At 63.3% G+C, this 6357-nt stretch carries 7 protein-coding genes; 5 read left to right on the top strand and 2 right to left on the bottom strand.

Going from position 1 to position 6357, the window contains the following annotated elements; translation table 11 throughout:
- From AC1DSN_RS16935 to AC1DSN_RS16925, 3 genes are all read left to right on the top strand, one after another.
- A partial coding sequence (locus AC1DSN_RS16935) for a glycoside hydrolase family 64 protein (RefSeq protein WP_477331809.1) occupies window positions 1-1260 on the top strand: 1260 nt, incomplete at its 5' end.
- 296 nt (window positions 1261-1556) lie between these two features.
- On the top strand, window positions 1557-1694 hold the full coding sequence (locus AC1DSN_RS16930; RefSeq protein ID WP_157504948.1) for a hypothetical protein: 138 nt from the start codon (window positions 1557-1559) through the stop codon (window positions 1692-1694).
- Between the two features lie 128 nt (window positions 1695-1822).
- Window positions 1823-2182 carry a hypothetical protein gene (locus AC1DSN_RS16925; RefSeq protein WP_477331807.1) on the top strand — a complete coding sequence of 120 codons (360 nt, stop codon included), beginning with the start codon at window positions 1823-1825 and terminating at the stop codon, window positions 2180-2182.
- An 813-nt stretch (window positions 2183-2995) separates the two neighbouring features.
- Here AC1DSN_RS16925 and yjgA read toward each other — a convergent pair.
- Together yjgA and AC1DSN_RS16915 are read right to left on the bottom strand one after the other, a co-directional pair.
- Window positions 2996-3547 (bottom strand): ribosome biogenesis factor YjgA, encoded by a 552-nt coding sequence (gene yjgA / locus AC1DSN_RS16920; RefSeq protein WP_063573765.1) that lies wholly within the window; start codon window positions 3545-3547, stop codon window positions 2996-2998.
- Window positions 3544-3792 (bottom strand): DUF1653 domain-containing protein, encoded by a 249-nt coding sequence (locus AC1DSN_RS16915; RefSeq protein WP_063573764.1) that lies wholly within the window; start codon window positions 3790-3792, stop codon window positions 3544-3546. Before AC1DSN_RS16915 ends, yjgA begins: the two co-directional genes overlap by 4 nt.
- Window positions 3793-3911: 119 nt before the next feature.
- Here AC1DSN_RS16915 and pmbA point away from each other — a divergent pair, with 119 nt between their 5' ends.
- Entirely contained in the window at window positions 3912-5264 is a 1353-nt protein-coding gene (pmbA, locus tag AC1DSN_RS16910; RefSeq protein WP_477331804.1) for a metalloprotease PmbA, read from the top strand.
- A 105-nt stretch (window positions 5265-5369) separates the two neighbouring features.
- On the top strand, window positions 5370-5774 hold the full coding sequence (locus AC1DSN_RS16905) for a DUF4870 domain-containing protein (protein WP_477297993.1): 405 nt from the start codon (window positions 5370-5372) through the stop codon (window positions 5772-5774).
- The last annotated feature ends 583 nt before the right edge of the window (window positions 5775-6357 follow it).

Here is a 6357-nt window from a genome sequence, read left to right as displayed (position 1 = left end):
CAGTACGGTTACTCGCTGTGGGAGCTCGAGGTCTACGGTACCGACGGCGGTGGCACGACGCCGACGCAGCCGACCAACCCCGGTTCCAACGATCCGTCGCAGGGCTTCGATTACTCGGTGTATCCGGGCTTCATCGGCACCCAGCTGCGCAACACGACCAATGGCAAGTGGACCGACGACAAGGTGTACGTCGCGGTGATCGGTCGCGATCCGAAGACGAACGTGTTCTCGTGGGTCAAGCCGGATGGCACGATCGCGCCGCTCGCGGTTGAGGACAACGACGGCAACGGCCACCTCACCAAGAACGGACAGAACTATCCGAACTACTTCTTCACGCTGGCGCAGTCCAAGCTGCTCCTGCTGCCGAAGCTGGATTCGGGTCGCATCTTCGTCTCGGTTGGTGAACCGATGTACATCAAGGTGCTCAAGGCCGCCGACAACTCGATCGGCTTCGCGGGCCCCAATCCGCTCAACGGCACCGATCCGAACATCGGCGTCTACTACGACTGGTACGAGTTCACCTGGAACGACAACGCCATCTTCATCAACACGACGCAGGTGGATCAGTTCTCCATCCCGCTCGCGCTCGATGTGTTCGGCGGCAACAAGACCCGTCACGTGTCGTCCGGCATCACRCAGACGCGCGCGCAGATCTTCGCGCAGTACAACCAGGAAGTGCCGGCCGAGTTCGCGCTGACCCAGGCGGATCCGGTCCGGATCCTCGCTCCCGGCAAGGATCAGTTCGACGTCGGCAAGCCGCAGGAGCATTACTTCGACAGCTACATCGACGATTCCTGGACGTACTACCAGAGCCACGTGCTTGAGATGACCATCGGTGCCAAGCAGTTCGAAGGAACCGTGGTCAACGGTGTACTGACCTTCACCCACACGAACTGGGCGGATACGCACGAAGCGGACGAGCCGGAAGGCATGCTCTTCAACGTGCAGAAGCCGACCACGCAGGACGTGCTGGAAGGCAAGGGCAACCTGGCTCGCTCTAGCGACCCGTGGGGCGTGGAAGGCCAGCTGGAGGCGCAGATCTGCGCAGCGTTCAACCGCCACGTGATGGAAGACACCACGCAGTGGAAGGATGCCTCTTCGTTCTACCTGCAGTCGCCGGCGAACTACTACTCGCGTTTCTGGCACCTGCACGGCGTGAACGGCAAGGCCTACGGCTTCGCGTACGACGATGTATCCGACCAGAGCTCGACGTTGATCGAGACGCAGCCGGAACATCTCGAACTCGGGATCGGTTGGTAATGGGTTGAAGTAAGACAAGGGTGGCGGGACGACCCGCCGCCCTTTGCAAAGGAGAGCCCGGCTTACGCCGGGCTTTTTTTTTATGTAGGAGCCGATTCATCGGCGATAACCAGACCGCCAAAACGCCCGGACACCCGTCCGGACGCCCCGCGCATCGTCCGCGGACACGACCGATGCGTTCGTCCGACCGGCGTAAACCGCCCAGGAATGCGCCCTGCGGCCCATTCCATCGGTTGGCACGTCCGATGCAACATTAATCGCGAACCCCACTTCAACATCGTCAAAGGACAACGACTATGAAATTCGAAACCGCCATGCTGCAGACCTTCTTCGCCGCCGGTGTGCTGACCTGCCTGCTGATGCTGGGCGCCTTTGTGGCTTCGCCCGCTACGCATGTGGCATCGGCCGCCGCCTTCGTCGTCGCCATTCGTTGAGCGCGTCACGAGACATTTCTGTACGACGAAGATTTCTGTAGGAGCCGATTCATCGGCGATAGCCAGATTGCCGCGCCACGCCGCCTTCGATAATGTCGTCATCAGAACCCGGCCCACAGGCACGACGAATGAATCGCCCTCTCAGCGACGCAGAAAAGCAGCTTCTTTGCTGGATGCTCGAGAATGGGCCGACTTCAGCAGTTGGCTTTTTGTCTCAAGTTGATTTGCTCGAAGTTTCACCCTGGAAGTGCAAGTGCGGGTGCGCGAGCCTTCAATTCGAAATGAAGGATTGCCCTGCGCCAACGGGTGGCATGCGACCTCTAGCTGAATACGTCTTTCGGTCGGGATCGGAGCGCAGCGGCATCTTCGTATACGAACAGGCGGGTCGGCTGGCAGGGATCGAGGTCTATGGACTGACCGGAGAAGCGGCGAAGACACTTCCGAAAATCAACGATCTAGAGTCTTTCTGCGATGGCTCGCTTCCCTAAGCGCTGATGCGATCGCGGTAGTGAGGTGAACGGTAGCCTGGTTATCGCCGCTGCAGCGGCTCCCACATAAAAAAAGGCTCTTTGCGGATTACCGGGCCCGGGCGCGCGGGTTTCGGGCGGGGCATTCTTTCGCATCTCGCATCTCGCATCTCGCATCTCGCGCATAGCTCGCCTTCGGCCTCGCGGGCTCGGCTTCGCCRTCGCTTCGTACACCTGGGCGTCTCGCGGGGACACCAAGGTCTCTCACGACGATACGGTCAGCTGGACGGAGAGCCGTTGGGGGTGGGAGTTGCCGCCGAAGCCGGCCGTTACGGCGGTCGTGCAGATACGTCATTTCCGGCGCGGCGAGCGTTTTCGTCGCCGCTGCGCTGCCTCGCGCAGACGATCTCGACGCGCTGGAGCCGACCGTTTGGCGATGGCGAAGAGCCAGCAGCCGGCGCGGCGCTGCTTTGTCGGCTCGACCCACACGAACCTCAGGGATGGGAAGAGTCTTCGGTGCCCACCCTCGAGGCGAGTTCCGCACAAGTGGAGCGGCCGTAGGCCAAATAAGTACACGGCCGCGCAGCGGCCTTTCCGGTACGAAACGCGGAGGACGTGTCTGAGCAGCGAGGGTGGGCACCGAAGGCTCTGCGCCGCTACGTCCGCACGCCGAAGGCTCTGCGCGCCACGTCTAAACGCCGAAGGCTCTGCGACTCACCGTCTTCGGCGTCCCCGGCATTCCGCGAAGAACCTAAAAAAAGCCGGCGCGAGAGGCGCCGGCTTTTCATTGAGGAGCTTCGCTGCTGAAGCGGCTCCTACAGTGGGGCGTGAGRCTTAGGCTTCGTCGTCGCCCGAGCCGGCTTCGAGCTCCTTGATGATGCGGTACAGCTCGCGGAACGCGTGGAGCGGCTTGCTTGCTTCGCGTTCGGCCTTCGCCTGGCGGACCAGTGAGCGAAGGTGCTGGCGATCGAGGTTCGGGTATTCGTCGAACAGTTCGCCGAGCGCGACGTCACCGCCTTCCAGCAACTTCTCGCGCCTCGCTTCAAGGCGGTGCATATGAGCGGCTTCCTGACGCTGGCGATCGCGGTCCTCACCCAGCGCGGCGCGCGCGTCGGTGAAGGCCTCGTCGCCGTGGCGGCGCATCTGCTTGGCGAGGAAGGCCAGCTGGCGCTTGTGGGCGATGTGGGCGGTGACCTTACGGGTGCGGCCGATCTCGTCGACGATGTCTTCGGGCAGCTTCAGCTTGGGGATGCGGCTGGGCGGCAGTTCGACCAGCTGCTTGGCCAGCTTGAGCATGTCGAGGGCATTGCGGCGCAGTTCGCTGCGGCTCGGGCCGAAGTCTTCTTCTTCGTCGTCCTTCTTCGGGCGATCGTCGTAGGGCTTCATGGCTGGGTCTCCGGCGTGGCAAAAAGGTCGGTGGCTTCGCCTTCGAAGGCGAAGCGGGCTTGCGTGCGGCCGTCGTGTTCGACGGTCTCGGCGAACATCGCCGCGGGGCGGACCCACAGGCCATGCTCGCCGTAAAGGGCCTGGTAAACCACGAGTTCTTCCATGGTTTCGCTATGCCGGGCGGTGCCGAGCACGCGGTAGGGCATACCCTTGAAGTGGCGGTAGAAGCCGACACGGATGCTCATATGTGTTCCATGGCACCATGCGCGGTGCGTTGCTTTTTAATCGGGTGACGCGACCCCATCTGGATGGAATCGGCCGCGTGCGGCCTGCCATTCTAACCGCCAGCCCCCGGGAAGCCCACGTGAGCCTCGTTTCCACCGTTGACAGCAGCCAGCAGGACCTCGATCGCCTCGCCACCCTTGCCGAGGACACCATCCGCCGAGCCCGCGCCGCCGGTGCGACCCAGGCCGAGGTTTCCGCCAGTGTCGATGTCGGCCTGAGTGTGAATGTCCGCCTGGGCGAGGTCGAAACCGTCGAACACACGCGGGACCGCGGCTTCGCCCTCACCGTGTACTTCGGCCAGCGCAAGGGCTCGGCGAGCACCGCCGACCTCAATCCGGACTCGATCCAGGCCACGATCGACCAGGCCTGCGCCATCGCCCGGTTCACCGAAGACGACCCGGCTTCCGGTCTGGCTGAGGCCGATCGTATGGCCACGACCTTCCCCGATCTGGACCTGTGGCACCCCTGGGACCTCGATGTGGACCGCGCCATCGCCCTGGGACAGGAGATCGAGGACGCTGGCCGCGCCATCGGCGGCATCACCAATTCCGACGGTTCGAGCGTGAGCGCCGGCCAGAGCCTGTCGGTCTACGCCAATTCTCATGGTTTCCTCGGGCGTGAACGCGGCACGCGCCACTCGCTGTCGGTTGCCCTGATCGCCGGCGACGACGATGACGGCATGCAGCGCGACTACTGGTATGACAGCCAGCGCAGCGCGGCTGATTTCATGGATCCCGCCGCGATCGGCCGCAAGGCCGCCGAGCGCACCTTGGCGCGTCTCAATGCACGTCGCCTCGGTACCCGGCAGGCCCCGGTGCTGTTTGCCCCCGAGATCTCGCGCTCGTTGATCGGCCACCTGCTCGGTGCCGTCAGCGGCGGTTCGCTTTATCGCCGTTCGAGCTTCCTGCTCGACCACGTGGGCAAGCAGATTCTGCCGTCGTGGTTCCGCATCGATGAGAAACCTCTCATTCCGCGAGGCATCGGCTCGTCCGTATTCGACGCCGAGGGCGTGGCCACGATCGACGCGCCCCTGATCGTCGATGGCGTGCTCGCGCGCTACATCCTGGGCAGCTATTCGGCACGTAAGCTCGGCCTGACCTCCACCGGCAACGCGGGCGGCGTGCACAACCTTCTGGTGAAGACGGGTGACGACGACTTTGCCGGTATGTTGCGCAAGCTCGGCACCGGCCTCCTGGTCACCGAGGTGATGGGGCAGGGCGTATCGATCATCACAGGCGATTATTCGCGTGGTGCATCGGGTTTCTGGGTGGAAAACGGCGAGATCGCTTATCCGGTCGAAGAGATCACCATCGCGGCCAACCTGCGCGACATGTACGCCAACCTTGTCGCCGTGGGCAACGACGTCGACCGTCGCTCGCACATCCTGACCGGCTCGTGGCTGATCGAGAATATGACGATCGCGGGCGAGTGATCGCACCCTGCCGCCCCTGCCGGGGCGGCATGTGTCGGAAGGACGGCTTGACACATCCCTGGCGCTCTCCGACAGTGGGACCGACATCGCCACCGGAGCCGCGCCATGAGTACGCCATCCGATCAGATTCCACCGTCACCCCCGCCGGGCCCGCCGCCGTATGAGCCGGCTCCGCCGGCTTACCAGGGGAACGACGACAAGAACATCGCGGTGTTCACGCATCTTTTGGGCTTCGCCTTCAGCATCCTCGTGCCGTTGATCGTGTGGCTGATCAACAAGGACAAAGCCGATAAGGGCTATCTCGTCACCGAGGCCAAGGAAGCGCTGAACTTCCAGATCACGATCCTGTTGGGCTATGTGATCTGCTGGATCCTCCTGATCATCGTTATCGGCGCCTTTCTGCACTGGGCGTTGTTCATCGTCAACGTGGTCTTCTGCATCATCGCTGCGATGAAAGTCAGCCAGACGGGCAGCTACCGCTATCCGTTCGCGTTGCGGCTGATCAGCTAAGGCGTTGCGACATGATGGAAGGGAGCCCGCGAAAGCGGGCTTCTTTTTTTTAGAAGGGCCGCCGCTACGCGGCGCATGTTCTAGCGGCGTTCGCCGCCTCACGCTCGTGCTTGTTGTGGGGGTCGCGGTCGGGTTGGCCCTTGGGGCCGCGGCGCGGCTCTTCGAGACGGGCCGTAGGCGTCGCTCTCGCTTGCCCGGGAACAGGGCGGCCCTCAGCTTAAGCGGCCCCAAGGGCCAACCCGACCGCGACACCGGAYGTYGAGGTTGCGTGGGGCAAAAGCACCACGCCGCGYCGTCGCCGTGCGCCGCACGACTGCCTCAACGCGCTCCCGTAGGAGCCGCTTCAGCGGCGAACCCTCAGCCTCTCGAGGTTACGAACGAGGCCTTGTGCTGATTGCGCGATCGGTTGAATAGCCTCCACGATGAGGTTCAATGCCTCGTTCGCGACGATCACCGYTGAGGGTTCGCCGATGAATCGGCTCCTACARGAGCGGSGCTGCGACTTGCGGGCGGTGTGCTCGRCCACACGMAACCTCGACGTTCRGTGCCGCGAGGGGCAAGGCCCTTGGGGACGCCTAAGCTG

It is taken from the genome of Luteibacter sp. P4_D7_3, from assembly GCF_056401735.1.
Note: the sequence above shows the minus strand (reverse complement) of the source record. Positions and strands in the feature narration are given on the sequence as shown.